Source organism: Geodermatophilus ruber, assembly GCF_900114385.1.
Classification (GTDB): Bacteria; Actinomycetota; Actinomycetes; order Mycobacteriales; family Geodermatophilaceae; genus Geodermatophilus; species Geodermatophilus ruber.
Window position 1 is genome coordinate 134,111 of record NZ_FOSW01000014.1, and the last position, 26,537, is coordinate 160,647.

23 protein-coding genes are annotated in these 26,537 nt (G+C 75.7%); 14 read left to right on the forward strand and 9 right to left on the reverse strand.

What is annotated here, in order from left to right; all coding sequences use genetic code 11:
- Positions 1-245: 245 nt before the first annotated feature.
- Positions 246-1,385: a metallophosphoesterase gene (locus tag BMZ50_RS19510; RefSeq protein WP_245753745.1), complete on the forward strand. Its 1,140-nt coding sequence runs from the start codon at positions 246-248 to the stop codon at positions 1,383-1,385.
- 7 nt (positions 1,386-1,392) lie between these two features.
- Here the strand turns inward: BMZ50_RS19510 and BMZ50_RS25090 are convergent, their stop codons facing one another.
- Entirely contained in the window at positions 1,393-1,974 is a 582-nt protein-coding gene (locus BMZ50_RS25090) for a TetR/AcrR family transcriptional regulator (protein ID WP_091328507.1), read from the reverse strand.
- Between the two features lie 105 nt (positions 1,975-2,079).
- On the opposite strand from BMZ50_RS25090, the gene BMZ50_RS19520 reads away from it, so the two are divergent.
- From BMZ50_RS19520 to BMZ50_RS19535, 4 genes are all read left to right on the forward strand, one after another.
- Complete coding sequence (locus BMZ50_RS19520; protein ID WP_091328510.1) at positions 2,080-2,355, forward strand: DUF167 domain-containing protein; 276 nt, start codon at positions 2,080-2,082, stop codon at positions 2,353-2,355.
- A gap of 51 nt (positions 2,356-2,406) precedes the next feature.
- A complete protein-coding gene (locus tag BMZ50_RS19525; RefSeq protein ID WP_091328514.1) occupies positions 2,407-3,138 on the forward strand; it encodes a GntR family transcriptional regulator in 732 nt (243 codons plus the stop codon).
- Positions 3,139-3,178: 40 nt separating this feature from the next.
- A complete protein-coding gene (locus BMZ50_RS19530; protein ID WP_091328517.1) occupies positions 3,179-3,646 on the forward strand; it encodes an SRPBCC family protein in 468 nt (155 codons plus the stop codon).
- 112 nt (positions 3,647-3,758) lie between these two features.
- Entirely contained in the window at positions 3,759-4,028 is a 270-nt protein-coding gene (locus BMZ50_RS19535; protein ID WP_218146349.1) for a GlsB/YeaQ/YmgE family stress response membrane protein, read from the forward strand.
- A gap of 24 nt (positions 4,029-4,052) precedes the next feature.
- On the opposite strand, the gene BMZ50_RS19540 is transcribed toward BMZ50_RS19535, so the two are convergent.
- Complete coding sequence (locus tag BMZ50_RS19540) at positions 4,053-4,691, reverse strand: MBL fold metallo-hydrolase (protein ID WP_091328520.1); 639 nt, start codon at positions 4,689-4,691, stop codon at positions 4,053-4,055.
- A gap of 126 nt (positions 4,692-4,817) precedes the next feature.
- On the opposite strand from BMZ50_RS19540, the gene BMZ50_RS19545 reads away from it, so the two are divergent.
- Complete coding sequence (locus BMZ50_RS19545; RefSeq protein WP_091328523.1) at positions 4,818-5,060, forward strand: hypothetical protein; 243 nt, start codon at positions 4,818-4,820, stop codon at positions 5,058-5,060.
- 60 nt (positions 5,061-5,120) lie between these two features.
- Here BMZ50_RS19545 and BMZ50_RS19550 read toward each other — a convergent pair whose 3' ends face one another.
- Positions 5,121-7,733: a helix-turn-helix transcriptional regulator gene (locus BMZ50_RS19550; protein WP_091328527.1), complete on the reverse strand. Its 2,613-nt coding sequence runs from the start codon at positions 7,731-7,733 to the stop codon at positions 5,121-5,123.
- Positions 7,730-9,601, reverse strand: a complete 1,872-nt coding sequence (locus BMZ50_RS19555) for an Hsp70 family protein (protein ID WP_091328530.1) — start codon at positions 9,599-9,601, stop codon at positions 7,730-7,732. Before BMZ50_RS19555 ends, BMZ50_RS19550 begins: the two co-directional genes overlap by 4 nt.
- 299 nt (positions 9,602-9,900) lie before the next feature.
- Between BMZ50_RS19555 and BMZ50_RS19560 the strand changes: the two genes are divergently transcribed.
- The 3 genes from BMZ50_RS19560 (at position 9,901) to BMZ50_RS19570 (ending at position 14,575) form a co-directional block, all read left to right on the forward strand.
- On the forward strand, positions 9,901-11,004 hold the full coding sequence (locus tag BMZ50_RS19560; protein ID WP_091328533.1) for an IniB N-terminal domain-containing protein: 1,104 nt from the start codon (positions 9,901-9,903) through the stop codon (positions 11,002-11,004).
- Positions 11,005-11,147: 143 nt separating this feature from the next.
- A complete protein-coding gene (locus BMZ50_RS19565; RefSeq protein WP_091328609.1) occupies positions 11,148-12,971 on the forward strand; it encodes a dynamin family protein in 1,824 nt (607 codons plus the stop codon).
- Positions 12,968-14,575, forward strand: coding sequence for a dynamin family protein (locus BMZ50_RS19570; protein ID WP_091328537.1), 1,608 nt, complete (start codon positions 12,968-12,970; stop codon positions 14,573-14,575). The genes BMZ50_RS19565 and BMZ50_RS19570 overlap by 4 nt, the downstream gene beginning before the upstream one ends.
- Here the strand turns inward: BMZ50_RS19570 and BMZ50_RS23815 are convergent.
- The 4 genes from BMZ50_RS23815 to BMZ50_RS19590 all read right to left on the reverse strand — a co-directional run bounded on the left by BMZ50_RS23815 (position 14,471) and on the right by BMZ50_RS19590 (position 18,750).
- On the reverse strand, positions 14,471-15,028 hold the full coding sequence (locus BMZ50_RS23815) for a hypothetical protein (RefSeq protein ID WP_177212896.1): 558 nt from the start codon (positions 15,026-15,028) through the stop codon (positions 14,471-14,473). The genes BMZ50_RS19570 and BMZ50_RS23815 overlap by 105 nt on opposite strands.
- Before the next feature lie 211 nt (positions 15,029-15,239).
- Entirely contained in the window at positions 15,240-16,016 is a 777-nt protein-coding gene (locus BMZ50_RS19580) for an enoyl-CoA hydratase-related protein (protein ID WP_091328542.1), read from the reverse strand.
- A 98-nt stretch (positions 16,017-16,114) separates the two neighbouring features.
- Positions 16,115-17,791 (reverse strand): AMP-binding protein, encoded by a 1,677-nt coding sequence (locus tag BMZ50_RS19585; RefSeq protein WP_091328545.1) that lies wholly within the window; start codon positions 17,789-17,791, stop codon positions 16,115-16,117.
- A 5-nt stretch (positions 17,792-17,796) separates the two neighbouring features.
- On the reverse strand, positions 17,797-18,750 hold the full coding sequence (locus tag BMZ50_RS19590; RefSeq protein ID WP_091328548.1) for a cyclase family protein: 954 nt from the start codon (positions 18,748-18,750) through the stop codon (positions 17,797-17,799).
- Between the two features lie 176 nt (positions 18,751-18,926).
- Between BMZ50_RS19590 and efeB the strand changes: the two genes are divergently transcribed.
- The 3 genes from efeB (at position 18,927) to BMZ50_RS19605 (ending at position 23,625) form a co-directional block, all read left to right on the forward strand.
- Positions 18,927-20,243, forward strand: coding sequence for an iron uptake transporter deferrochelatase/peroxidase subunit (gene efeB, locus BMZ50_RS19595; protein WP_245753746.1), 1,317 nt, complete (start codon positions 18,927-18,929; stop codon positions 20,241-20,243).
- 117 nt (positions 20,244-20,360) lie between these two features.
- The gene (locus BMZ50_RS19600; RefSeq protein ID WP_091328554.1) at positions 20,361-22,061 is read left to right on the forward strand and encodes a serine/threonine-protein kinase; all 1,701 of its coding nucleotides are present in this window, start codon (positions 20,361-20,363) and stop codon (positions 22,059-22,061) included.
- Positions 22,062-22,182: 121 nt separating this feature from the next.
- Positions 22,183-23,625, forward strand: coding sequence for a protein kinase domain-containing protein (locus BMZ50_RS19605; RefSeq protein ID WP_091328558.1), 1,443 nt, complete (start codon positions 22,183-22,185; stop codon positions 23,623-23,625).
- Positions 23,626-23,639: 14 nt separating this feature from the next.
- Here the strand turns inward: BMZ50_RS19605 and BMZ50_RS19610 are convergent, their stop codons facing one another.
- Positions 23,640-24,263: a hypothetical protein gene (locus BMZ50_RS19610; RefSeq protein WP_091328561.1), complete on the reverse strand. Its 624-nt coding sequence runs from the start codon at positions 24,261-24,263 to the stop codon at positions 23,640-23,642.
- Positions 24,264-24,389: 126 nt separating this feature from the next.
- On the opposite strand from BMZ50_RS19610, the gene BMZ50_RS19615 reads away from it, so the two are divergent.
- On the forward strand, positions 24,390-25,667 hold the full coding sequence (locus tag BMZ50_RS19615) for a competence/damage-inducible protein A (protein WP_091328612.1): 1,278 nt from the start codon (positions 24,390-24,392) through the stop codon (positions 25,665-25,667).
- Positions 25,668-25,959: 292 nt separating this feature from the next.
- On the forward strand, positions 25,960-26,537 hold a 578-nt coding region (locus BMZ50_RS19620; RefSeq protein ID WP_177212897.1), incomplete at its 3' end, for a DUF222 domain-containing protein.

Here is a 26,537-nt window from a genome sequence, read left to right on the forward strand (position 1 = left end):
CGGCGGGACGTCCGTCGCGCCGTGCGAGAAGGAAGGTCCCCCTGTCCCTCATCGGCCTGATCGGGTTCGGCACCGTCGTCCTGCTGGCCCTGCTGCTCCTGCACGGTTATCTCTGGTGGCGGCTGGTCAGAAGCACCACCCGCCGCGGCCGCGCCCGCCGGTGGCTGACCCTCGGCACCGTCCTGCTCGCGCTGCTGCCGGCCGCCGCGGTCTTCGTGGACGGCCCGCCGCGCAGCCCAGCCGCGGTGCTCGCCTACGCCGGCTTCACCTGGCTGGGCATCGCCTTCTACACGTTCCTCGCCCTCGTGGTGCTGGAGCCGGTGCGTTGGGTGGCGGCACGACGCCTCGGGTCGAGGGGGCCCCGGAGGGCTCCGCGCCGGCGCGACGACGCGGCTCCGCGCGACGGGGGAACGGCACCTGGCCACGGCGCCGTCCGCCAGGACGGCGATGGCATGGCTCGCGGTGCCGCCCGGCAGGTCGGCGACGTCCTCACGCAGCCGGAAGCGCCCGTCCGGGAGGACGGCGAGGTCACCGTGGCCGACCCCTCCCGGCGGCTCCTGCTCGCCCGCGGGCTGGCGCTCACGGCCGGCACGGTCGCGCTGGCCACCGCCGGCACCGGCATCTGGGCGGCCAACAACGCGCCGGTCGTGCGCCGGGTGCCGGTGACGCTGGCCGGTCTCGACCCGGCGCTGGACGGCCTGCGGATCGTCACCTTCTCCGACGCCCACCTGTCCTCCACCTACGGCGGCCGGCGGTTCGAGCGCGTGGTGGAGGCGGTCAACGCCCAGCGGCCGGACGTCGTGGCGATCGTCGGCGACCTGGTCGACGGCGAGCTGGCCGACCTGCGCGAGGAGGTCGCCCCGCTGGCCGACCTGGTCAGCGAGCAGGGCGTGTACTTCGTGACCGGCAACCACGAGTACTTCGTGCCGGACACCACCGCGTGGCTGCGGCACCTGCCGACCCTCGGGGTGCAGGTGCTGCGCAACGAGCGGGTGCCGATCCGGCGTGGGGGCGCCTCGTTCGACCTGGCCGGCATCGACGACCGCGTGGCGGCGAGCTCCGGGCTGCCCGGCCACGGAGCGAACCTCGCCGCCGCGCTGGACGGCCGCGACGACGCCGTGCCCGTGGTGCTGATGGCGCACCAGCCGGTGCTCGTCGAGCAGGCACGGGCGGCCGGCGTCGACCTGCAGCTCGCCGGGCACACCCACGGCGGCCAGCTGTGGCCCTTCGACTACGCGATCCGCCTGGACCAGCCGGCCGTGGAGGGGCTGTCCCGGTTCGGCGACACCCAGCTGTACGTCACCGCGGGGGTCGGGTTCTGGGGCCCGCCGATGCGGATCGGCGCCCGGCCCGAGGTCACCGTCGTGGAGCTCCGGGCCCCCTGACGGCGGTTCAGAGCTGGCGCAGGGCTGCCAGGACCTCCTCGGCGATCTCCTCCAGCGACCGCCGGCCCTCCTCCTCGGCCCACCGGACCAGGATCTGCGTGTACGCCGACAGGGTCGCGGAGACGACGACCCCGGGGCCCACCGGCGGCGGGCCCTCGTGCCGGTCCGGCGCGACGGCCTCGAGCACCATCTCGGCGGTGGCCCGCTCGAACGTGGCGGCGCGGGTGCGCAGACCCGGGCTGGTGACCACGATCCGCCAGCGCTCCAGCAGCTCGTCCCGGTCGCGACCCTGGATGGAGCCGAACCAGGAGAAGATCCCCCCGCGGACGCGCTCGCCCAGCGGCAGGGTGGCCGGCTGCTCTGCCATGACCTGCTCGATCTCGGCGGGCTCGGGCAGCGGCAGGACGATGTGCTCCTTGCTCGGGAAGTGGTCGTAGAACGTCGGCACCGAGACGCGCGCGGCCGAGGCGATCCGGGCCACGGTGACGGCCTCGAAACCCTGCTCGCGGAAGAGTTCCATGGCGGCGAGGTAGAGGCGCCGGTGGGTCTCCGCGCGGCGTCGGGCACGGGGATCCTGCGGCGGGGTCACGGCTATCCATCCTGCGACCCGGGCAGGTCGGGCGGCCAGTCATGCGCTGTGTGATGGCTGTCAAGCTTTCCGTGCGGGATCCTGGGGGACCGGCACACTGGCCCGGTGCGCATCGCCATCCGGGTGCGGCCCGGCGCAGCTCGTACCCGCGTCGGCGGCAGCCACGACGGCGCGCTCGTCGTGCGGGTCACCGCGCCCGCGGTCGAGGGGCGGGCCACCGAGGCGGCGCTGGCGGCGGTCACCGAGGCGATGGCGGTGCGCCGCCGGCAGCTCCGCCTGGTCAGCGGCCGGACCAGCCGGACGAAGGTCGTGGAGGTGGAGGGCGGGGACCCCGCGCGGCTGGCGGCTCTGCTTGGCGAGGCGGGTACACCGCACTGCTGAGAGAGACGTCTCATACGACCAGACGTCTACCCGTCCAGTACCTTTGCGGGCGTGCCCAGCGGACCGAAGTACCTGTCGGTCCGCGAGCACCTGCGCCGCCGCGTCACCTCGCTGCCCGAGCACACCCTGCTGCCGCCGGAGCCGGTGCTCTGCGCGGAGTACGGCGTCAGCCGGATCACCCTGCGCCGTGCCGTCGACGGGCTGGTCGCCGACGGCCACCTGGTGCGCGAGCAGGGCCGCGGCACCTTCGTGACCCGCCCGGCGATCCGTCACGAGTACCGCGAGAGCTTCGTGCACCGCATCGCCGGCTTCAACTCCGTCATGACCGAGCAGGGCGCCCACGTCGGCACCGCGGTGCTGACCCAGCGGATCGTGCCCGCCCCGCCGCCGGTCGCGACGGAGCTGGCGCTGGAGCCCGCCGTCGACGTCGTCGAGCTGGTGCGGCTGCGCAGCGTCGACGGCGCTCCGAACCACGTCGCGCACAGCTTCCTGCCGTCCACGATGTACCCGAAGGCGGCGGAGGAGGACTTCAGCGAGGGCTCGCTGTACGAGTTCCTCCGGCGGGAGTACGCCGCCGACCTCGCCCACGCCCGGATCGTCGTCGACGTCGGCACCGCCGCGCCCGAGGAGGCCGACCTGCTGCGTGTCGTCGCGGGCTCCCCGCTGCTGGTGGTCCGGACGACGGTGCGCGACAGTGGCGGGGCCCCGCTGGTGCACAGCTTCTCCCGGCTGCGCCCGGACGTCAGCCAGGTGGAGTTCGAGGTCTCGGTCGGCGGCCGATGAGCGCCGGGCCGCCCGGCGGCGACGACTACGGTCGTCCGCGATGACCAGCGCCAGCGGTTCCCGCGAGCTGCCCTTCGACCGTGGCCACGTGTGGCGGGCGCTCGCCGTCCTGCAGCCCTACTGCGCCGTCTGCGACGTCTCCTACGTGGTGGCCGGCACGGGTGGCCCCGGCCGGGGGACCCGGTTCGTCTGCGTTCCGGGCCGGCTCGAGGACGGCGCCGAGCCGCCGGCCGGCGCGCCCCGCGGCGAGATCGTCGAGTGGGAGCCGCGCCGACGGGTCACCACCCGGCTGGAGCTCACCCCCGAGACCTGGACCACGCGGATCGAGCTGGCCGACGCCGGCCCGGGTGCCACCCGGGTCACCATCACCGTCGGCCACGAGCCCAAGGGCGGGAACCGGCTGGCGCAGCGCCTCCAGCGGACGGCGGTGCAGAAGATGGTCCAGCAGACGGTCGACAGCGAGCTGGAGACGCTCCCGCGGCACGTGGAGCAGCTCGCCGCCGGCTGAACCGGGTCACCCGATCCGGGGACCTGCATGTGTGGCCAGGTGATCTTGGGGGTACCCCTGCCTCGGTCGGGAGCGCCGCCTGGGGCGCCCCGCAGGCGCAAGGAGGAACGCCGTGCAGATCCTCGGTCTCATCGTCGTAGGCCTGATCATCGGGGTGCTGGCTCGTCTCATCAAGCCCGGCAAGCAGCGGCTGAGCATGGTCGCCACCCTGCTGCTCGGCATCGTCGGGGCCCTCATCGGCGGGATCGTCGCCAGCCTGCTGGGCACCGGCAACATCTGGGAGCTCAACGTGCTGGGCTTCATCGTCGCGGTGATCGCCGCCGTCCTGCTCATCGGCGTCGCCGAGAGCGTGTCCGGCCGGGGCAACCGCGCCGTGCGCTGATCGGCTCCCGGGGGCTCGGGCCGGCTACAGGTCGACCGAGTCCCCCGGGGCCAGCCGGCTGTAGGGGGTCGGGGTCCCCGGCCCCCGCTCACCGAGCATCCCCCCGATGACAGCCAGCCCGTTGTCGTTGAGCAGCCCGTCGTGGACGGCGAAGGCCTGGTCGGCGTGCACGGCGCGCACGTAATCGATCACCTCGGAGATCTTCGACCAGGGAGCGTGCACCGGAAGCAACAGCGTCGGCACCGGCTCGTCGGGGACGGTCAGGGCATCGCCGGGGTGGAAGACGGTGCCGTCCACCAGGAACCCGATGTTGGCGATGCGCGGTAGCTCGGGGTGGATCACCGCGTGCAGCTCGCCGTGGACGCGCACGTCGAAGCCGGCCACCGAGACGGCGTCCCCGTGGCCCACGACGTGCACGCGGTTGCCGAGCCCCTCCAGCTGACCGGCCACCGAGCGGTTCGTCCACACCTCGAGCGCCGGGTCGGCGTCCATGGCCGCCCGCAGCGCGTCCGGTGCGAAGTGGTCGGCGTGCTCGTGGGTGACGAGGACGGCGGAGGCGCCGTCCAGGGCGGCGGGGTCGGTGAACACGCCCGGGTCGATCACGAGCCGGCGATCCCCGTCACCGAGGACGACGCAGGCGTGGCCGTGCTTGGTCAGCTCCATGACCGCATCCTGCCGCGTGACCGGCGCACTCGCCGACCCTCCGGACCGGGGATCGGCCTCACCCCTCCGGGGGAGACCACCCGCCGCCGCCTGTCCCTCGGGGTGCGGACTGCCGACCGTGAAGGCATGACCGCTCCGACGCTCGCCTCCACGGTCCACGCTGCCACGACGTACGCTCCGGCCCGCAGCCGGGCGCACGGTCCGACCGCAGCGCTGTGGCACGCGGTCGAGCTGCACCGCCCGCCGGCCGAGGTCGACGGCGCCTGCGAGCTGACCGTCTGCGGGTCGCTGGCCCGGGTCGCGGTCGACGAGCAGTGGCCGACGGTGGCCCGCGACGTCTGCCCCTCCTGCGTGGTGCTCACCTCCTGACCATCGCGGGACAGAGCCGGGATCCGCTCCTCGCTGCGGGGTTCCCGGGGCTGTCCTTCATCAGGCGCCCTCGGCCAGCTCCGCCCGCAGCCGGGCCAGCAGGTCCGACCGGTTGCTCGCCCCCAGCCGTTGCCGCATCCGCGAGACGTGGTGCTCCACGGTCTTGGCCGAGATGTAGAGCCGGCCCCCGATCTCCCGGTAGGTCTGCCCGGCCACCACCAGGCGGGCCACCTCCCGCTCCCGCTCGCTGAGCTGGCCCGATACCGGTGCCGGGGCGGGCCTGGATTCCCCCGCCCGCCGGGGCGCGGGCACCGCCGCCGTCGCCTCGCAGCCGGCGCTGTCGGCCAGCGTGCGGGCACACGCCAGCAGGGTGGCCCGGTCCCGCGGGTCGGTCGCCCGCGCCGCCGCCTGCCCCGCCAGTCGTGACCCGTCCCAACCCAGCCCCACCGCGGTGAGCTGCTCGGCCGCAGCCACCACCGTCACCGCGTCGACGTCGTCGGCGAGCACCCGCAGCCACGCGCGGCCCGCGCGGGCGAGCGTCGCGGCGTACGGGCTGGTCCGGGCCGCCGCCACCAGGGCCGCCGCGTGCGGCCGCAGCGCCGCGGGGTCGCCGGTGAGGATCGCCGCCTGCGCGCCGCTCCAGTGCAGCGAGGTCGCCCACAGCTGCGGGCTCCCCAGCCGGTCGAGGAGCGCCTGCGCCTCGGTCAGGTGCGGGCGCACCCGATCGGCGTCCTTGAGCTTCGCTGCCGCCACCACCAGCTCGCCCAGGGGCAGCAGGGTGAACAGGTCCACCGGGTAGCGGACGATGGCCTCGCGGGCCCGCACCCACGCCCGCACCAGCGCCGGCACGTCGCTGCTGCGGCGGGCCAGGCCCACCTCCAGGGCCTGGAGGAAGACCTCGTCGCGGGGTTCGAGGCCGTGCGGTTCGAGGTCGCGCGATCCGGGGTCCCCTGCATCTGGTGTGCCACCGCCGGCCGCCCGTGCCCGCGCCATGTACGCCTGCGCCTGCGACATCCGGCCTGCCAGCATCGCGATCCAGGCCAGCAGCAGCAGGTGCCGGGACCGGCAGGGCGGGCCGCCGACGTCGGAGCCCACCGCCCGCTGCAGCACCGAGTCGGCCACGCCCAGCTCCCCGCTGTGCAGGGCGACCAGCGCCGCCAGGGCCGCGGGGGTGTCCATGAGCAGCGCGGTGCGGCCCACCGGCTCGAGCAGGGCCGCCGCGCGGGTGAGCGTGGACAGCGCCGCGGCGATCTCGTCGGCGGCGTTCTCGCCGGGCTGGAGCGACTGCGCCACGCCCTGGGCCATCAGCTCCTCGCTGACCGACTGCATCGTGGGCAGCCCCTGCGCCTTGCGGGCCGCCTCCAGCACGGCGGTGGCCTCGTCGCGGGCGCCGGTGGCCAGCAGCGCCAGCGCCGCCGATCCCGCCCGCTCGGCACCGGCCAGGCGGTAGAGCGCGGCCGCGCGGGCCGGCAGCCCCCGCTGCGCGAGCACCGCCGCGGTCACGCCGGCCGCCCGGGGGCGGTCGGGGGCGGAGCCGTCGGCCAGGACGGTGTCGGCCCACTGCAGCGCGCGGTCGAGGTCCCCGGCCAGCGCGGCGGCCTGCGCCCGGCGCGCCGCCAGCCCCGCCACGGGGGCCCCGCTCCGGGCCGCCTCGCCGAGCAGCTGCGCGGCCAGGGCGGGATCGGCGGTGAGCGCGGCGTCCCCGAGCCGTTCCAGCAGCTGCGCCGCGTGCGGGTCGCGGACACGCTCGGCGGCCAGCCGGCGCGCCAGCTCCAGGGGTTCCTCCCCGCGGTCCACCAGCAACGCCAGCAGCCGACGCCGGGTCCGGCGGGTCACGTCCGGCGGGGTCGCCGCGAGCAGCACCCCCTGGGCCAGGGGGACGACGGCGCCGCTGGCCAGCAGCAGCCCGGAGGCCCGGCCGGCATCGATCAGCTCCGCCGCGTGCACGGCGGGCAGCTCCAGCACCTCGCCGAGCACCTCGTCCTCGAGCGGGGCACCGGCGGCGACGGCGTGCAGCAGCGCGCGGGTCTCCTCGTCGAGGGCGGTCAGCGCGGTGCGCATCCGGTCGAGGACCTCCGCGGGCACCGGCAGCTGCCCGGGCCGCCTGCCGCCGGGCACCGGTTCACCGCCGCGCCGGGCCAGCGCGCGCAGCAGCGGGTGCACGAGGGCGGGCAGCCCGCCGGTCTGGGTCAGCACGGCATCGACCAGGCCCGCGGGAGCGGCCTCGCCCAGGTGCTCGCGGGCCCAGGTCCGCACCTGGGTGCGGTCGGCGTGGCCGAGCACCACCGCACGGCGGTCGGGACCCAGGTCGGCGAGCAGCCGGGTGAGCGCCGCGGGCCGCGGCCACGGCCGGTAGGCCAGCGCCACCCGCGCGCCGGGGGCGCGGAGCAGGCGGCGCACGTGGCCGGCGGCATCGTCGGTCAGCCGGTGTGCGTCGTCGACGAGGACGGCGAACTCCCCGGTCGGATCGGCCGGCTCGGCGGTGTGCCCGTCGACCACGGCCACCCCCGTCCGGTCCCAGGCGGTGGCCAACTCGTCGAGCAGCACCGACTTCCCCGTGCCGCCCGGGCCCTGCACGGTCACGGCGGTCCCCGGCCGGCCGGCGATCGCCCGGACGGTGTCGGAGCCGTCGCCGGCCGCCACGGCGCCGGCGGTGCGGAGGTCCGCGATCACGGCGTCGCCGGGTCGGGGGTGGCCGTCCCGCTGTCGGGCGGCGGGGGCGCCGTCGACGGCTCGGGGGAGGGCTCGGGCGTCGGTGCCGGCGAGGGCTCGGGCGGCGGCGAGGGAGCGGGCGACGGGGAGGGCTCGGGCAGCGGCGCGGGGGTGGGCGCAGGCTCCGGGGAGGGCGAGGGGTCCGGCGTCGGGGCGGCCGACGGCGGTGCGGCGGCGCCGGTCGCTGGAGGCGGCGAGGAAGCGGACGGTGTGGCCCGGGCCGGCGAGGTCGGGGCGGTGGCCGAGGACCCGGAGCCGCTGCGCGCCGTCGCGGGAGTGGGCCGGGCCGCGCCACCGGGGGCCCCGCCGAGGCCGGTGCCGGCCACGACGCCGTCCGCGGTGGCGGCGGTCCAGCCGGCCGGCGGAGCGGCAGCCCCGTGGACCGCCGCGCCGCCGGCCGGGTCTGCCGGGCCGGTCGCCACCGGCCCGGTGTCCTGGGGATCCTGCGCCTCGGCGACCCCCTCCCCCGTGGGGGTCGCGGTCACATCGACCCCGAGCACGCCGGCGAGGGCCGGCGGCAGCACGAGCAGGCCCAGGGACAGCCCGGTGACGGCCGCACCCCGCCGGATGCGGGACCCGGTCGCCGGCTGCCCGGGCCGGCCCGCGGCGGGTCGGCGGGGCGGCGCGACCGCGGCCGGCGCGGGGCGCACACCGCGCCGCCGGCGGGCGGGAACCGGGCCGGTGGCCGGGTCCGGGACCGGCGCGATGTCAGCCGACACGGGCGGGGCTGCGAGCGGCTCGGGGGCCCCCTCCGGCAGCGCGGCGAGCAGGGCGTCGGCGAGCAGGGCGTCGGAGGCCAGGGCCGCGGCACCCAGCGCGGCCGTGAGCGCGGGCTCGGCCGCCACCACCAGGGGCCGGCCCAGCTCCCCGGAGAGCGCCTCGGCCACCAGCGGGAGGCGCACGCTCCCGCCGGCCAGCACGACCGCGTCGAGGTCCTCGACGGCGAGCCCGGCAGCGGCCACCGCGGCCACCACCTCCTCCACCGACGCCTGCGCCGGGTCGGCGATCAGCTCGTCGAGCTCCTCGCGGGTGAGCCGGACCGGTCCGCCCGTGCCCCCGTCGAGGTCGATCCGGACCGCGGTCTCGGCCGAGAGCTCCTCCTTCGCCGCGACGCAGGCGGCCCGCAGCGCGCGCCCCCGGCTCCGCCCGGCCGGGCCCTCGAGCGGCCCGGTCCAGCGGCGGACGTGGCCGACCAGCACGTCGTCGACGTCCCGGCCACCCCACGGGCGTGCCGCCGGGGGGAGGGCCAGATGGTCCAGGGGCGCGTCCGGCGTGGGGCCGACCACCGCGAGGTCGAGCGTGCGGGCGCCCAGGTCGTAGACCGCGACGGTGGGCTCGGCGGGCAGGTCGCCGCGCGCCACGTGGTGGGAGGCCGCGGCGACCGCGCCGGAGACCAGCGAGAAGCGGGGAACACCCGCGGCCTCCAGCGCACGCGCCAGGACGGCACGGCGGTGCCCGCCCCAGGAGGGTGGGACGGCGACCACCGTCCAGGAGTCCGGTCGGCCGGCGCGCTGCGCGGCGATCTCCCGGATCCGCTGCACGGCGCCGGCGGCGACCTCCGCGGCGGCCCGGGGCCGATCGCCCGCGTAGATCGGCGTCGGCGACCCGATCCGGGCCATGACGGAGGAGACCGCGCCGGCGTCGTCGGTAGGCGCGAACGTGACCTCGCCGTCGGCGTCCACGGCGAACCACGCCGGCGCCGTCGCCCGTTCACCGCCCAGGTCGAGGGGCTCGGCGGGACGCGCAGCCCCGCCGTCGTTCCCGCAGATCGCCGCGGCGACGCTCGCGTCGCCGATGTCGATCCCCAACCCGAACTCGCCGTTGTGCACAGGTCCCCCTGATCGCTTCCGCCGGAGGCCTGCCTCGAGCCGGCCGGGCGCTGCGGAACGTAGAACGCGTGGACCTCATGTGTCCCACGGTTCCCATGCCAGGACCGTCTTCGGACGGTAAGTGGGGGGCGACACCCCGCATCCCCTAACGGGGAGTCAGCGCGCACCCCCTAACGGGGCAGCGGGACGAGGGGACGGGCACCCGATGCCGGGGCCACGGGACGCCGGTTGGACTGCGCTTCGCCAGCCGGCCGATGGCGGACGGCTCAGATCACCGCCCAGACCCAGGAGTGCCAGCCATGTCGACTCTCGCCAGCACGTTGCTCGACTTCATCCTCGACCTGTTCAGCGACCCCGCGAAGGCCAAGGCCTATGAGGACGACCCGCAGGGCGCGCTCGACGCCGCCGGCCTCTCGGACTCCTCGCCGTCCGACGTCGACGACCTGATGCCGATGGTCCGCGACTACTCCCAGGTGGGGTGGCGGGACGACGACGACAGCTGCGACGACGACAAGGGTCACGGCGGCGGCAAGCCGGCCCACGACCGCGACGACGACGGCGGCCACGGCGGCCACGGCGGCCACGGCAAGCACGACCGCGACGACGACGACAAGAAGGACGACCACGGCCGCGACCACGACTACGGCCGCGACCACGGCCACGGCGGCGAGACGACGGTCATCACCCACCTGCACAACATCGAGCAGAAGTTCACCTACGTGAACACCGAGATCGACGTGGACATCGACGCCTCGCACGGCATCTGGGTGAGCGGCGACTCGCAGGCGATCTTCGGCGACGTCGAGGACTCGGTGATCGTCGACGACGGCGGCGTCGGCGTCGGCGGCGACGTCAAGGGCGACATCGACGTGGACAACAGCGAGACCAACACCAACTCGGGCAACCACGTCGGCGGCGACGCGGTCATCGGGGAGGACAACGAGGTCGGCAACACCGACGTCGACGTCGACCTCGAGGACGTCAACCTCAACACCGGCGACGGCACCTTGGTGGACGGCGACATCACCAACAGCGGCAACAAGGACACGAACATCGCCGACCGCGGCGGCGAGGTCAACGACGTCGACGTCGACGTCGAGGACGTCAACCTCAACACCGGCGACGGCGATTTCGTGAACGGGGACGTGTCGGTGGAGGACTCCTTCGACACCGAGGACTCGTTCAACACCGAGGACTCGTTCAACACCGAGGACTCGTTCAACACCGAGGACTCGTTCAACTCCGAGATCGACAAGTCCGTGGAGATCGAGGACTCCTACAACACCGATAAGTCCGTGGAGATCGAGGACTCCTTCACCTACGAGGAGACTACGTCGCTGGAGTTCGAGGACAACGCGGTGGCTCTCGGCGGCGACGCCAACAGCGGGCACATCGACGACTGACCGGTCTCCCCGGTGGCGGCTGAACCCGTCGCCGCCACCGGGGGTTCCACGGCCCGGTCCCGGCGCCTCCTGGCGTCGGGACCGGACTCGTGCCACCCGGCGAGCGCGTCCGGTGGTAGGACGGCAGTACCGAGGAGGTGACCGTGGTCTCATCAGCCCAGCTGATCGACCGGGCTCTGGCGCTCGCGCAGGTGTGCGAGCGGCCGGATCTGCACCGGCGGCTCGAGCAGGCCCGCGCGCGCAACCGGGCGCCCAGCGTGCGCGTGCTGGTGGTGGGGGAGTCGAAGCAGGGCAAGAGCTCGCTGGTCAACGCGCTGGTCGGCGCGCCGGTATGCCCGGTGGCCGACGACATCGCCACCGTCGTCCCCACGGTGGTGCGGTCCGGGGAGGTGCCCCGCGCGGCGCTGGTGCTCGCCACCGGGGCGACGGGCGAGGCCGGTGCCGAACCGGCCGAGGGGCACACGGAGCGGGTGCCGGTGCCGATCGACCAGGTGGCCGCCCGGGTCGTGGGCCCCGGCGCCGAGCGGGTCGTGCAGGCGGAGGTGGAGCTGCCGCGGCGGCTGCTGGACGGTGGCCTCGAGCTCGTCGACACCACGGGGGTCGGCGGGGTCGGGACGGCCCGCGCGCTGCGGACGGTGGACCTGCTGCCCAGCGCGGACGCCGTCCTGCTCGTCTCCGACGCCAGCCAGGAGTTCACCGCGCCGGAGATGGCGTTCCTCGAGCAGGCCACCGCGCTGTGCCCCACCGTCCTGTGCGTCCTCACCAAGACCGACGCCTCCCCGCACTGGCGGACGATCGCCGACCTCGACCGGGGCCACCTCGCCACCCACGGCATCGACGCGCCGGTCTTCCCGGTCTCGGCCACGCTCGCCGCGCTCGCCGTGCAGCACCGCGACCGGGAGCTGCACGAGGAGTCGGGCATCGGCGCGCTGATCACCCACCTGCGCCGGGAGGTGGTCGACCGGGCCGATGCGCTGGCCCGCCGCGCCCTGGTGCACGACCTGTCGGCGGTGACCGAGCACCTGTCCCTCGCGCTGCGGTCCGAGCTGGCCACGCTGGAGGACCCGGCGGGCCGCGAGCAGCTGCTGCGCGGGCTGGAGCAGGCCCGGAACGCCGCCGACGAGCTGCGCCGGCGCTCCTCCCGGTGGCAGCAGGTGTTGGCCGACGGCGTCACCGACCTGATGAGCGACATCGAGTTCGACCTGCGCGACCGCTCCCGCGTGGTCACCCGCGAGGCCGAGGAGGCCATCGACGCCGAGGACCCCGGCCCGATCTGGGGCGAGCTGGCGGAGTGGCTGGACCAGCGGATCGCGGCCGCCGTGGCCGACAGCTACGTGTGGGCCGAGCAGCGCTCCGAGTGGCTGGCCGAGCAGGTGATCGCCCAGTTCGCCCGGGACGGCGGGGCGGCCGTGCCGGCGCTGACGGTGGGGGCGGCCGGGGACGCGCTGGAGAGCCTGGTCGACCTCCCGCTGATCGACGACGGGTCGATGACGCTGCGGGAGCGGACGCTCATCGGGTTGCGCGGTTCCTACACCGGCGTCCTGATGACCGGGCTGGTCACCAGCCTCGCCGGCATGGCCATCATCAACCCGATCTCGCTGGCTGCCGGTGTGCTGCTGGGCCGCAAGGCGTACAACGACGACCGGAAGCAGCGGGTGCAGCGGCGCCAGTCCGAGGCCAAGGCGGTGGTCCGCCGGCACCTGGACGAGGTGGTGTTCCAGGTGGGCAAGCAGCTGAAGGACCGGCTCCGCACCGTCCAGCGCACGCTGCGCGACCTGATCACCGACACCGCCGAGGAGATGTCGCGGTCGCTGGCCGACGCCGTCGCCGCCGCGCAGCGGACGACGAAGGAGGCCACCGCCGAGCGGGACGCCCGTGTCCGGTCGCTGCGGCTGCGGCTCGAGCAGCTGGACCGGCTCGCGGCCGACGTCCGCGGCCTGGCGGCCCCGGCGGTGGCGGCCCGGTGAGCGAGGCCGCCACGGTGGACGACGTCCGGGTCCTGCTGGACCGGGCGCTGGAGCTCTACCGGGCCGAGCTGGCGGTCGCCGACCGGCTGCGGGCCCAGCGCCGGCGGCTGGACGAGCCGATGCGCCTGGCGCTGGTCGGCCGGGTGAAGTCGGGCAAGTCAACCCTGCTCAACGCCCTGGTCGGGGCGCGGATCGCCCCCACGGACGCCGGCGAGTGCACCCGCGTGGTGACGCTCTACCGGCACGGCGCCACCCCGCGCGTCGTCCTGCACGGCATCGACGGGCAGCAGCGGGGCCTGCCGGTCCGCCGGGCCGACGGCGGGCTGCGGCTGGAGCTGGCCGGTACCGACCCGGCCGAGGTCGGCCACCTGGTCGTGGACTGGCCGGCCGCTGATCTGCAGCCGGCCACGGTGATCGACACCCCGGGGCTCTCGTCGCTGTCGACCGGCACCAGCGCTCGCACCAGCACGTTCCTGGCGGCCGACGAGGCACCGGCGGGCGCCGACGCGGTCGTCTTCCTCACCCGCCAGCCGCAGCCCGACGACGTCGCCTTCCTCGCCGCCTTCCAGGCCGCCACCGGGACCGCCGGCGCGCACACGACCACGATCACCGTGCTCTCCCGCGCCGACGAGGTCGGGTCCGGGCGGCTCGACGCGCTGCGTGCCGCCGACGTCGTCGCCCGCCGGATGTCCGAAGACCCGGTGATCCGGGCGGTGAGCTCGGCGGTGCTGCCGGTCGCGGGCCTGCTCGCGCTGGCCGGCCGCACCCTGCGGCACGGGGACTTCGTCGCCCTGCGGACCCTGGCCGGCGCCGACCAGGGCCAGGTCTCGCGCATGCTGCTGACCCCGGACCGCTTCACCCGGCCGGAGGCGCCGGTGCCGCTCTCGCGGGAGGTCCGGCTCGCGCTGCTCGACCGGCTGGGGCTCTTCGGCATCCGGCTGGCGATCACGCTGGTCCGCGCCGGGGTGCCCGACGCCCCGGCCCTCGCCGAGGAGCTGCTGCGGCGCAGCGGGCTCACCGAGTTGCAGCGGCTGCTGCGGGTGCACTTCACCGGCCGCGGGGCGCAGCTCAAGGCCGGGACGGCGCTGCGGCTGCTGGAGCGGGTGGTCGGCGAGCACCCGGTCGAGGGCGCGGAGGCTCTGCGGACCGAGCTCGAGCGGGTCCGGCTCGCGGCCACCGACCTCGGGGAGCTCGAGCTGCTGGCCCGGTCCCGGGCGGCCGACGGCCCGTTGCCTGCGCAGCTGCGGGAGGAGGGGGAGCGGCTGCTCGGGGCCGCGGGGACCGGTCCCGCCGCGCGGCTCGGGCTGGCCGGGGACGCTCCCGCCGACGTCCTGCGGGCTGCGGCGCGGGCGGCACTCGAGCGCTGGCGCTGGGCGGCGGCCGACCCGCTGGCCGATCGCCGGAGCGCCGAGGCCGCGGCCGGCGTGGTGGCCGCGTGCGAGGCCGTGCTCGCCGCGCTGGACGGCTGGCCGGCCCCCGAGCGGCCGGCCCCCGAGCCGTCAGCCGCTGAGGGGTCGGCTCTGGGCGGGGTGGAACCAGTCGCGGGCGGAGCCGGCCAGGAGCGGGAGGAGCGCGACGGCGAGCAGGCCGGCCGCGACCACTAGCGCGATCCGGTCCAGGTCGGCGTCCCCGGCCACGACGCTCTGCGCCACGTCCAGGACCAGCAGGGTCGGCAGCAGGGTGGCCAGCAGCGCCCAGCGGGCCCACGACCGGCGGCGCAGCAGCAGCGCCACCCACACGAGCGAGACCACGACCAGCAGGGCCACGCCGCCGGCGACCACCGCGATCGTGGCGCGCACGCCGTCGGCGAGGAGCTCGGCCGGGGCCGAGGGGTCCTCCGCGGTGGCGGTCGCGGTGAGCCGGGCGTCGAGGTCCGCGTAGTCGACCAGCGCGGCGACCAGCCCGACGAGCGCGGCCAGGCACCCGGCCCACCACAGCGCGGCCGTGGCCCGCACCGGGCCGGGGCGGGCGCCGTCGGACCGGCCGACCGGCGGGGCGAGGTCGCTGGTGAGGGCCGGGCGCGGCGGTGGCAGCTCCTGGGCCACGTTGCCGGTCATCACCGTCGGCCGGCGGGGGAGCGGGCGGTGGGCCGCCGTCGATCCCTCGGCCGACGCCGTCCTGCCACGTGCACCAACCGGCTCGACCACGAGGCCCCCCTCCGACGCGGAGCCCGAGGGTGCCACCGGGCGGGACCGTTCCCGCCGGGCGATCGGCGGCCGGTTGCGGGACTTCCTCGTGTCGGTACCGGGAGGAGTGCAGCCGCTGCGGTCAGTGACCGGTGAAGCGCGGGGCCCGCTTCTCCAGGAACGCCTCCACGGCCTCCCGGTGGTCGTCGGTGCGCCCGAGCTCGGTCTGGAGCTTGGCCTCGAGCGCGAGGGTGTCCTGGAGCGAGTCGGTCGCCGCGGTGGCCAGCACGGTCTTGATCGCCCGGTAGGCGGCCGTGGGTCCGGTGGCCAGCCGGGCGGCCAGGGCCTGCGCCTCGGGCAGCACCTGCGCGGGCTCGACGACCCGGTGCACCAGACCCCAGGTGGCGGCGGTCTCGGCGAGGAAGGGCTCGGGCAGCAGCAGCAGCTCGGTGGCCCGCGAGCCGCCGACGCTGTGCACGAGGCGCGACGCCAGCCCGGAGTCGCTGGAGAGGCCGATGCCGGCGAAGGCGGTGGTGAACTTGGCGCCTGCGGCGGCGATCCGCAGGTCACCCGCCAGCGCGATGCCGAGGCCCGCCCCCGCGCAGGCGCCGTTGATCGCGACGACGACCGGCACCCGCAGCGCGGCCAGCGCCAGGATCAGCGGGTTGTACTCGTCCTCGACCACCGACAACGACGTCGCGGCGTCGCCCCGCAGCGCCTCGACGTGCTGGCCGAGGTCCTGGCCCACGCAGAAGGCGCGCCCCGTGCCGGTGATGACGACGGCGCGCACCGACGCGTCGGCGTCCACCTCGCGGACGACGTCCAGGAGCTCGCGGCGCGACAGGGAGGTGAGCCCCGCGCTCCGCATCGTGATGGTGGCGACGCCGCCGGCGTCCGCGCGGGTCACGGTCTCGGGCATCGTCGCCCCACCTCTTTCCTGATTGCGGCGAGATCGCGCGATCTCGCCGGCTCCCTGGGGCGGGAGCGTACGAGATCGCGCGATCTCGACCGGGTGGGTCAGCCGGTGGGCGTGGCGGGGGCGCTCTGGTCGCGCAGCTCGCGGCGGAGGATCTTCCCGGTCGTCGTCTTCGGCAGCTCGTCGACCAGCTCCACCGACCGCGGGTACTTGTAGGCCGCCATCCGGTCCTTGGCGAAGGCGATGAGCTCCTCCGGTGTCGCCGCGGCACCCGCCTTGAGCGAGACGAACGCCTTCACCGTCTCGCCCCGGTAGGGGTCCGGGACGCCGACCACCGCCGCCTCGCGGACCGCCGGGTGCCCGTAGAGGACGTCCTCGACCTCGCGCGGCCACACCTTGTACCCGGCCGCGTTGATCATGTCCTTCTTCCGGTCGACCAGGTAGAACCAGCCCTGCTCGTCCATGAACCCGACGTCGCCGGTGCGCAGCTCGCCGCCGGGCAGCGACTCCGCCGTCGCCTCGGGCTTGCCCCAGTAGCCGGGCACCACCTGCGGGCCCGAGGTGGCGATCTCCCCGATCTCCCCGGGCGGCAGCTCCTCGCCGTCCTCGCCGAGGATGCGGACGACGGTGTTGTAGATCGGCACTCCGACCGACAGCGCCCCCGAGTTCGGGTCCACCGGCGCCCGCCGCCCCATCGGCACCGCGTGCGAGGGGGAGTTGGTCTCGGTGAGGCCGTAGATGTTGTGGATGTAGCGGCCGGTCCGCGCCTCGAACTGGTCGGTGACCGCCGGGGCGATCGGGGCGCCGCCGGAGTAGATGGTGCGCAGCGAGGCGAAGTCCGCAGCCGTCACCCCCTCGACGCCGGAGAGCGCGATGAACACCGTGATCGACCCGACGGTGAACGTGGGCCGGTGCTCCCGGATCGCGTCCATGACCACCTCGGGATGGAACCGGTGCGCCAGCACCAGCGGGCAGCCGGCCAGCAGCGCGACGGCGATGTGCCCGACCAGCCCGGTGATGTGGAACAGCGGCGCGACACCCAGGACGCTGTCCGCCGGCGTCAGCCGCATCCACTCCCGGTAGGCCTCGGCGTTGAACACCATGTTCGCGTGGGTGTTCATCGCGCCCTTGGGCACGCCCGTCGTCCCCGACGTGTAGGTCAGGATCGCCACGTCCTCCCCGCCGGGGGCGGGCGCCGTCGGCTCCTTCCCGGCGTGGGTGGTGAGCAACTCCTCCAGGTCGAGGGTCTCCTCCGGCCGGGCACGGACGACGTCGCCGAGCACCCGCGGGTCGTCCCGCGCCTGCCGGTCCAGCGGCGAGCAGGTGACCACCGTGCGCACCTGCGTCTCCGGCAGCACGCCGCGGGCCACCGACGCGTAGAGGTCCTCCAGGCACAGCAGCGCCGTGGCGCCGGAGTCGGTGAGCAGGTAGGTGAGCTCGCGGGCCTTGTTCATCGGGTTGATCGCGACCGCCGCGCCCCCGGCCTTCCACGCGCCGAGCAGCCCGATGACGAACGCCGGGTCGTTCTGCACGTACAGGCCCATCCGGTCGCCGGGGGCGAAGCCGGCCTCGGCCAGCCCCGCCGCCAGCGCGTCGGAGGCCGCGTCGAGGTCGGCGAAGGTGAGGACGCCGTCGAAGTAGCGGATCGCGACGGCGTCCGGCGTGGCCGCGAGCGAGGCCTCGAAGACCTCGAGCATCGTGGCGTGCTCCGGGCTGATGTCGGCCGGCTGGCCCTCGGCGTAGAGGGCCAGCCACGGCCGCTCCGCGTAGATGCCCATGACGCCTACTTGATCGCCAGCGGGTTGACCGGCGAGCCGGTGGCCCGGTGCACCTTCAGCGGGGCGGCGGCGTAGAGGAACGTGTACTGGCGGTCCTCCGCGCAGCTGTCGGCCAGCGCCTCCAGGTCGCAGATCTCGGTGAGCGCGACACCCAGGTTGCGCATCAGGGCGCAGTGCAGCGGCAGGGCGGTGCCGTTGTTGGGGTCGTAGGTGACCTCGTTGGCGATGGTGTCGGTGACCAGGTTGGGGATCTCCATGTCCTGGAACCAGGACACCAGCTCCGGGCTGTAGACCAGGCCGGGCTCGTTGAAGCCCTCGTAGAACTTCTCGCCCTGGTCGTGGAACAGCTGCAGGAAGTTGGTCCGGATGATGAGGATGTCGTGCTTCTCGATCCGGGTGCCCTGGGCCTCGGCGCAGGCCATGAGGTCCTCGTGGGTGAAGGCCTCACCCTTGTCGAGGGTCTTCTTCCCCCGGTGCCGGGCGATGTCGAGCAGGATGCCGCGGCCCACGACGCCGCGCCGGGCGATCGGCTCCACGCTGGCGCGGTCCAAGCCGCCGACCGTCGTCCGGGCGTCGTAGCCGTTCCAGATCTGCCCGCCGTACCAGACGTGGCCGAGCGCGTCGTACTGCGTGGAACCCTGCAGGAAGGCGTTGATCTTGTCGTCGGCGTAGTGCAGGCCGCCGGGGAACTGCGGGGCGTCGGGGGAGTCCCAGCTGGACTCGTCGAGGATCATCGTCCGCTCGGCCGGCGAGCGACCGGGCCAGACCGGGTCACCCTTGGGGTCACCGATCAGCCGCTGCAGGGTGAACACCCGCCCCTGCCGGACCTGCTGGACCCCGCGGAGGACCTCCTCGGCGGTGAGGTAGTTCAGGGAGCCGACCTCGTCCTCGGGCCCCCACTTGCCCCAGTTGGTGGGGGCATCGGCCAGGACGTCGGTCATGTCGGGCACGTTGGGCACGGGGGTCTCCTCGCGACTGAGGGATGAGATGTGCCCACCGTCACAGTCGACGGTTGCGCCTGGCAAGGGGGTCGGCGCGAGCCCTGCAACGTCGCCGCAACGTCGGCCGGCCGCACGTATCGTGGCGCGGCGGCGGCCCCGCCGGCCGGGCGCCATGGACGACGGGGGACGACGCCGTGACCGAGCACGACGCGGCAGCGCCGCGGCCCGCGGGCGTCTCGCGCCGCCGGCTCCTCGGGCTGGCCGGCGCCGGGACCGCGGGCGTGCTCGCGGCCGGCGCCGCCGGCGGGCTCATCGGGCGGGTGACCGCGGAGGACGCCTCGGCCCTCGCCCCGGCTGCTCCTGCCGGGCCGGCATCCGCCGACGCCGTGGAGTTCACCGGTCCGATCCAGGCCGGCATCGTCACCCCGGCGCAGGAGCGGCTGCACTTCGTCGCCTTCGACGTCCTCACCGACAGCCGCGACGACCTGGCGGGGATGCTCCGGACCTGGACGGCGGCCGCGCGGCGGCTGACGGCCGGCCGCGGTGCCGGGCCGGTCGGGGCGGCCGACGGGGCGCCGGCCGCGGTGCCCGACGACACCGGCGAGACGCTCGGGCTGCCGGCGTCCGGGCTGACGCTGACCATCGGCTTCGGGCCCACCCTGTTCACCACCGCCGACGGCCGGGACCCCTTCGGCCTGGCCTCCCGCCGGCCCCCGCCGCTGGTCGAGCTGCCCGCCTTCGACGGCGACGAGATCGACCCGGCGATCAGCGGCGGCGACCTGTGCATCCAGGCCTGCGCCAACGACCCGCAGGTGGCCGTGCACGCCGTCCGCAACCTGATCCGGCTCGGGCAGGGGGTGGTGCGCGTCCGCTGGACGCAGCTCGGCTTCGGACGGACGTCGTCGACGACCACCGGGCAGGAGACGCCCCGCAACCTGTTCGGCTTCAAGGACGGCACGAACAACCTCAAGGCCGAGGCAGCCGAGGCGCTCGACCGGTTCGTGTGGGTCGCCCCGGGGGACGGCGTCGACTGGATGGTCGGCGGCACGTACCTGGTCACCCGCCGCATCCGGATGCTGCTGGAGGCGTTCGACGAGACCCCGCTGGGCGAGCAGGAGGCGGTGATCGGCCGCGCCAAGGGCAGCGGCGCCCCGCTGGGCCGGCGGGCGGAGTTCGACCCGGTCGACCTCACCGCGCAGGCCGACGGCCGGCCCGCCATCCCGGAGACCAGCCACGTGTTCCTGTCCCATCCGAACACCGCGGGGACGGCGATCCTGCGCCGTGGCTACAGCTTCGTCGACGGCACCGACGGGGAGGGCCGCCTCGATGCCGGGCTGTTCTTCATCGCCTTCCAGCGTGATCCGGCGACCGGCTTCGTCCAGGTGCAGCGGAAGCTGCGGACCGACGCGATGAACGAGTACATCCGGCACACGTCGTCGGCGGTCTTCGCCTGCCCGCCCGGTGTCCAGGGGGACGACGACTGGTGGGGGCGCACCCTTTTCGAGGGGTGACGCAGGACCCTGCCTGCGCATGTGTACCGGCGGAGGAGACTGGACATCCTGCACCGAGGGCACCGGCGCCCTCGGGTCGCAGCCGAGCGGCCGAGTCCAGGCGAGGGGTGAGCCACCGTGGTCGAGCCGGGTCGGCGCCACCTGGGAGACCGCTACGAGCTGGCTTCCCTGATCGCCGCCGGCGGCATGGGCCAGGTGTGGCGCGGCACGGATGCGCTGCTGGCCCGCCCCGTCGCGGTCAAGGTGCTCCGCAGCGAGTACACCGGCGACCCGACCTTCCTGGCCCGCTTCCGCGCCGAGGCCCAGCACGCCGCGGCGCTCAGCCACCCGAACATCGCCGCCGTCTACGACTACGGCGAGGTCACGGCGACCGACGGCAGCGGCGAGACGCTGGCCTACCTGGTGATGGAGCTGGTCGAGGGCGAGCCGCTGTCGGCGGTGCTGCAGCGGGAGGGCCGGCTGGACGCCGGGGCCACGCTGGCGGTGCTCGAGCAGACGGCCGCCGCGCTCGCCGAGGCCCACCGCGTCGGCCTGGTCCACCGCGACGTCAAGCCGGGCAACATCCTGGTCCGCGACGACGGCAGCGTGAAGATCACCGACTTCGGCATCGCGTGGTCCGCCGGCAGCGTGCCGCTCACCAAGACCGGCCAGGTGATGGGCACCCCGCAGTACCTCGCCCCGGAGCAGGCCGAGGGCCAGCACCCGACCCCGGCGAGCGACGTCTACGCCCTGGGACTGGTCGGCTACGAGTGCCTGACCGGGCACCCGGCCTTCGACGGCGAGAACGCCGTCACGATCGCGCTCAAGCAGCTGCGGGAGGACCCCGATCCGCTGCCGGCCGACCTGCCCGGTGACGTCCGCACGCTCATCCGCCGGGCGATGTGCAAGGAGCCCGGGGTCCGGATCCCCGACGGTGCGGCGTTCGTGGCCGCGATCCAGGACCTGCGGGCCGGTCACCCGCAGCCCGAGCCCTCACCCACCCGCGCCGTGCCGGTGCTCCCCCCGCCCGCCCTGCCGGACGGCGGGCCACCGGCCGTCGTGCCGGCGACCGGCCCGGGGAGCACGTCCGGCACCAGCAGCCCGCCCCCGCCGTCCCCCCGGCCGCGCCGGCGGCGGGTGGCCGCCGTGCTCGTGCCGCTGGTCGCCCTCCTGCTGGGCGCCGCCACCGCCGCCGCGGTCTTCGCGGTGGTCTCCGACGGCCAGGGGCGGATGACCGTGGGGGCCTCTCAGACCCGCGACGGCGAGCAGGTCGTGCTCGACGCCGGGGACTACCTGGGCCGGCCGGTCGACGAGGTGGCGCTGTCGCTCAGCGCACGCGGGCTGCTCGTGAACCGCCAGGAGCAGGTCAGCGGCGACGCCCTCCCCGGCATGGTCACCGGGGTGTCCCCGACCGGGGTGCAGCTGTCGGCCGGCGACGACGTCCTCGTCTCCTTCGCCGTTGCCCCGCCCGAGACGTCCGCGCCGCGAGCGGGATCCCCTCCCGTCGCGAGCGTCACCGGCGAGGAGGACAGCACGCCCTCCCGGGAGCGGAGTCCGCGGACGACCGCGCCGGCCCCCACGCCCGCCCCCGCCCCCGTGGAGCGGACGCCGAGCCCGCGCGCGCAGCCCGAGGAGCTGCCCGGCACCGGCCCGGCGCCGTCACCGTCGACCACGAGGGCCGCCCCGTCACCGCCGACCACGAGGGCCGCCCCGTCACCGCCGTCCTCGTCACCGCCTCCGTCGTCGCCCCCTCCGTCGACGAGCGCGCCGTCGTCGCCGGGCACGTCGACTGCTCCCTCGACTCCCCCCTCGTCGCCGGCCGCACCGCTGGAGGACTGAGGGGCACGGGCCGCGGTCGGCTCCCCGACGTGTCCGACCGGGGCGACGGTGGCAGGCTGGAGGGCCGCCGGGGGACGGCGGGCGAGGTCAGGAGGGGCACGAGGTGGAGCCAGGGCCACGCATGCTCGGGGACCGCTACGAGCTGCTCACCCTGATCGCCACCGGCGGGATGGGACAGGTGTGGCGGGCCCGGGACCGCCTCCTCGACCGTGCCGTGGCGGTCAAGCTGCTGCGCAGCGAGTACACCGGCGACCCGACGTTCCTCGCCCGGTTCCGCGCCGAGGCGCACCACACCGCGCGCCTGGTGCACCAGAACATCGCCGCGCTGCACGACTACGGCGAGGTGACCGCCGCCAACGGCAGCGGGGAGACCCTCGCCTACCTGGTGATGGAGCTCGTCGAGGGCGAGCCGCTGTCGTCGCTGCTGGCCCGCGAAGGGCGGCTGGACCCGGCGCGCACGCTGGACATCATCGGCCAGACCGCCTCCGCGCTCGCCGTCGCGCACGCGGCCGGTGTGGTGCACCGCGACGTCAAGCCCGGCAACGTGCTGGTCGGCGCGGATGGCATCGTCAAGATGACCGACTTCGGGATCGCCTGGTCGGCCTCGAGCGTGCCGCTGACCCGCACCGGGCAGGTCGTCGGCACCGCCCACTACCTGTCCCCCGAGCAGGCCGATGGCGCCAAGGCGGGCCCGGCCAGCGACGTCTACGCGTTGGGGATCATCGCCTACGAGTGCCTGGCCGGCCGCCGGGCGTTCGACGGCGAGAGCCCGGTGCAGATCGCGCTGTCCCAGCTGCGGGACGAGCCCGATCCGCTGCCCGCGGACGTCCCGGGTCCCGTCCGCACCCTGGTCGCCCGGGCGCTGGTGAAGGACCCGGCGCAGCGCTTCGCCGACGGGGCCGCGTTCCGGGCGGCCGTGGACGACGTCCGTGCCGGCCGGTCGCTCCCGCCGGTCCTGCCGGCGACGCAGAACCTGCCCCTCCCCGCCGCGCTTCCCGATAGTGCATTTCCTGCTGCTGCGGTGCCGTCCGCGCTGCGTCGCCGCCGGGTGCTGGTGCCGCTCGCCGCGCTGCTGGCCGGCGTGGGCATCGGCATCGGGGCCCTGCAGCTGGCGGGGGACGACGGGACGCCGACGAGCGCGGCGGTGGCCGTGGACGAGGGGCCGGAGGGGATCCTGGTGATCGCCGCGGACCTCGTCGGCCGGCCGGTCGACGAGGTCGAGGCCGAGCTTGTCGATCGGGGCCTGCGGGTGCTGCGGAAAGCCGAGGAGCGCTCCGACGTCCCCTCCGGGACGGCCACCGCGGTCGGGCCGGTCGGCCGGCTGGCCGAGGGGGACCTGGTGACGGTCGGGTTCGCCACCGCCCCGCCCGCCCCCGAGCCCGAGGTCGTCGTCCCGCAGGTCGACGTGCCGGAGGTGGTCGCCCCGGCGCCCGCCCCCGCGCCGGCTCCGGTCGACGACGAGGAGGACGAGGACGCCGGGCATGACAAGGACGCCGGGCATGACAAGGACCGGGGCAACGGGAACGGCCGGGGGAACGGGAACGGGGGGCGCGGCCGGGACTGACCGCCCCCGGCGGGTCAGGACCGGCGGGCCGGAGCGACCCACAGCGCGGCGCCGAGGGCGGCCAGCGCTGCGGTGAGGACGAACCCGCGGTTGCTGTCGACCCCGGGCAACACCACGAGGACCCAGAACACCGCCACCCCGGTGAGCCCGCCGGCGGCGATCCGCCAGGACGCGTCGGACCGCAGCCGGGCACCGGGAGCGAAGCGGGCCACCGAGGGCAGCAGGCCCAGCACCGTCGCGAGGGTCGCGAACGCCGACCAGAGGGGAACCGTCGACCAGAACGACGCGGCGCCGAACCCGAGGACGAGGCCCAGCTCGAGCAGCACCAGGCTCAGCGCGGCGAGGCCGGTGCCGATGAGCGCGGCCCGGTCCTGCGGTGTCCGGGGCTGCTTCGGCGCCTTCGGCTCCTCGGCCTTCGGGGGCGGCGGCAGCGTGCCGACGCCGGGCAGTCCCGGGACGAAGTCGACCGGCCCGGTGGGCTGCACCGGGGTCTCCGCCGGGACCTCCGCGCCGGGCACGTCGATGCGCGGCAGCTGCTGGGTGCCGGCCACGGTCGCGGCGACCGGGATCTCGGCGGTCACGGGGTGCTCCGGATCCGACTGGGCGGTCGGCTGCGGGCTGATGATGGGCTGAGACACGGCTCCTCCTCGCTCGCGCGCGGTGGCCCGGGGGCGGACCAGTTCGTCCCCGGGACGCTATCCGGACGGCCGCCGATGACCGGGGAGGCGGCCCGGCGGGTCCCCGCGGTCACTAGGGTCGGCCGGGTGGTCGCGCGCGCAGGGATCGTCGTCACCGGCACCGAGGTGCTCACCGGCCGGGTGAGCGACCGCAACGGCCCCTGGCTGGCCGAGCAGCTGCGCCGCATGGGCGTCGACGTCGGCACCGTGCTCGTGGTCGGCGACCGGCCCGAGGATCTGCGGGCGGCCCTGGGTTTCCTCATCGCCGCGGGGGAGGACCTCCTCCTCACCACCGGCGGGCTCGGCCCCACCGCCGACGACCTCACTGCCGAGATCGTTGCCGAGGTGCAGGGCCGCCCGATGGCACTCGACCCGTCGCTGGAGCGGGAGATCGCCGGGATCGTCGAGGGACTCATGGACGGCCGTCGCTGGCGGGCCGACGCCGAGGCCACCGCCGCCGGCGTCCGCAAGCAGGCGATGGTCCCCGCCGGGGCGACGGTCCTCCCGCCGGTCGGGACGGCGCCGGGCCTCGTCGTCCCCCCTGCCGAGGGGCGCACCGGGCCGGCCGTCGTCGTGCTGCCCGGGCCGCCGCCGGAGCTGCAGGGGATGTGGCCGGCGGCGCTGGCCGCCGAGCCGGTGCAGCAGGCCCTGGCTGCGCGCAGCGAGCTGTACCAGGAGACCGTGCGGCTGTGGGGCACGCTGGAGTCGCAACTGGCGGCGACGCTGCGGCAGCACGAGTTCCCCGGCCTGGAGATCACCACCTGCCTGCGGGACGGCGAGCTGGAGATCGTCACCCGCTACGGTCCCGATGCCCAGCCGGTCTACGACCGGCTGATGTCGGTGCTCAGGGAGGCGCACGGCGAGCAGCTGTTCTCCACCGGGCCGACCGTCGACGACTTGGTGGCCGATGCGCTCGCGGGGAAGGGGCTCACCGTCGCGACGGCGGAGTCCTGTACCAGCGGTCTGCTGGCCGCGCGACTCACCGAGCGGGCCGGCTCCTCGGCGTGGGTCCTGGGCGGGGTCGCCTCGTACGCGAACTCGGCGAAGGAGAACCTGGTCGGCGTGCCCGCGGAGATGCTGGCCGAGCACGGCGCGGTGAGCACCCAGGTGGCGGCGGCCCTGGCGGAGGGTGCGCGCGCCCGCTTCGGTGCTGACGTGGGGGTCGGGATCACCGGGATCGCCGGCCCCGGCGGCGGAACGCCGGACAAGCCGGTCGGCACGGTGCACCTGTGCGTGATCGGGCCCGACGGCAGCCGGCCGAGCTCCGTCGTCCTGCCGGGTTCGCGCTCGGCGGTGCGGCAGCGGGCGGTCACCCTCGCCATGCACATGCTCCGGCACCTGCTCCTGGGCGGCCCGCCGGCCTGACCGCCGGGCGGTTCGATCGGCCGGCCCCCACCCGCCTGTGGCAAGCAACTCTTCCTCGTCGTCGAGGGCGCTGGGTGGGCTCCGGCGCCGACGAGCGGCGCCGTTCGATCGGACCGGGGAGGCGGAGCCTCCCGTGGACGGACCGCGGAGAGCGGCCTCATACACCAGAATCCCCAGCCGCGGCGATGAAGCCTGAACGTGTGGACAGGGCTTTGACCTGGGGATTTCCCTGGCTCCGCCGGCCCATGCGGACTAGGATTCGAACATGTGTTCGGGTCGCGGAGGGGGTGTCGTGGCCGGGTTGACCGCGGCGCTGGAAGGGCTGGCCGGCGAGGACCTGTTCGGGTGCGGCGCCCCCGAGCTGCTGGACCGCACCCGTGCGCTGGTGGCCGCCCGCAACCGGCTCGAGGCCGAGCTGGCCCGCACCGTCCGGCGCGGAGAGCTGGCGCAGGCGCCCGAGCACGACGGGCTCACCACGATGGCCTCCTGGCTGCGCGGGCACGCCCACCTGTCGGGAGTCGAGGCCGGCCGGGTGGTGCGCAACGGGCGGGCGCTGGAGCAGCTGCCCGCGCTGGCCGCGGCGCACGCGGCCGGGCGGGTGAGCGCCGAGCAGGTGGCGGTGGTGGAGCCGATCACCCGCCCGGACAACCGCGCGGCCGCCGCGGAGCGGGGGGTGGACCTGGCCGAGATCGACCGGGTGCTGGCCGGGCTCGCCACCGAGCGGCCGCATGCGGAGCTGCGGATGGCGGTGCACCGGCACCTGGCCTGGCTGGATCAGGACGGCCCCGAGCCCGACCCCACCGAGGGCCGCACGCTGCGCCTCGCCACGCACCCCGACGGGCACCTCTCCTTCCGCGGCGACCTGGACCC

Bases quoted from the DNA above. Each gene is read 5' to 3' on its own strand.
- BMZ50_RS19530 (WP_091328517.1), top strand. From the start codon at position 3,179: ATGACCAGCGCCAGCGGTTCCCGCGAGCTGCCCTTCGACCGTGGCCAC.
- BMZ50_RS19540 (WP_091328520.1), bottom strand. From the start codon at position 4,691: ATGGAGCTGACCAAGCACGGCCACGCCTGCGTCGTCCTCGGTGACGGG.
- BMZ50_RS19545 (WP_091328523.1), top strand. From the start codon at position 4,818: ATGACCGCTCCGACGCTCGCCTCCACGGTCCACGCTGCCACGACGTAC.
- BMZ50_RS19560 (WP_091328533.1), top strand. From the start codon at position 9,901: ATGTCGACTCTCGCCAGCACGTTGCTCGACTTCATCCTCGACCTGTTC.
- BMZ50_RS23815 (WP_177212896.1), bottom strand. From the start codon at position 15,028: ATGACCGGCAACGTGGCCCAGGAGCTGCCACCGCCGCGCCCGGCCCTC.
- BMZ50_RS19580 (WP_091328542.1), bottom strand. From the start codon at position 16,016: ATGCCCGAGACCGTGACCCGCGCGGACGCCGGCGGCGTCGCCACCATC.
- BMZ50_RS19585 (WP_091328545.1), bottom strand. From the start codon at position 17,791: ATGGGCATCTACGCGGAGCGGCCGTGGCTGGCCCTCTACGCCGAGGGC.
- BMZ50_RS19605 (WP_091328558.1), top strand. From the start codon at position 22,183: ATGCTCGGGGACCGCTACGAGCTGCTCACCCTGATCGCCACCGGCGGG.